This is a genomic window from Clostridium sp. AF28-12 (genome assembly GCF_003435225.1).
Lineage (GTDB): Bacteria > Bacillota > Clostridia > Lachnospirales > Lachnospiraceae > Pilosibacter > Pilosibacter fragilis.
Genome location: NZ_QWGJ01000061.1, coordinates 1 through 616, shown reverse-complemented (window position 1 = coordinate 616; position 616 = coordinate 1). Strand labels below are relative to the sequence as shown.

Here is a 616-nt window from a genome sequence, read left to right as displayed (position 1 = left end):
AGATCATGTCTTATGACGAGCTGGAGCTGGATAAGCTGGGGGATGAAAAATCAGCGCTGTTCTTTCTTATCAGCGACACGGACACCACCTACAACTTTTTGGTTGCCCTCGCTTTTTCGCAGATGTTCAACCTTCTGTGTGAACGGGCTGATAACACCTATGGCGGGCGTCTGCCCTACCATGTGCGGGTGCTGTGGGACGAGGCTGCCAACACCGGACAGGTGCCGGGGCTGGAAAAGATCGTGGCCGTCATCCGCTCCCGTGAGATCAGCCTGACGCTTTTTTATCAGGCAATGAGCCAGTGTAAGGCATTGTACAAAGACCATTCCGAAACCATCATGGGCAACATGGACAGCATCGTGTTCCTCGGAGGCCGGGAGGCTTCCACCCTAAAGGATATTTCGGAAAACTGGCTGGGCAAGGCCACCATCTCTATGCAGACCGAGGGCCGAAGCCGTGGACAGTCTGAAAGTTACAGCCAGAATATGCAGCGGCTTGGCCGGGAGCTGATGACCACCAGCGAGATCACCACCATGCCCGGGGATAAATGTATCTTGCAGCTTCGGGGGCTCCCGCCCTTCCTGTCCCCGAAGTATGACTTGAAAAAGCACCCGAA

1 protein-coding gene is annotated in these 616 nt (G+C 55.0%); it reads left to right on the top strand.

Annotation, left to right across the window (positions count from 1 at the left end; genetic code table 11):
- On the top strand, positions 1-616 hold a 616-nt coding region (locus DWY93_RS17725; protein ID WP_242990769.1), incomplete at both ends, for a VirD4-like conjugal transfer protein, CD1115 family.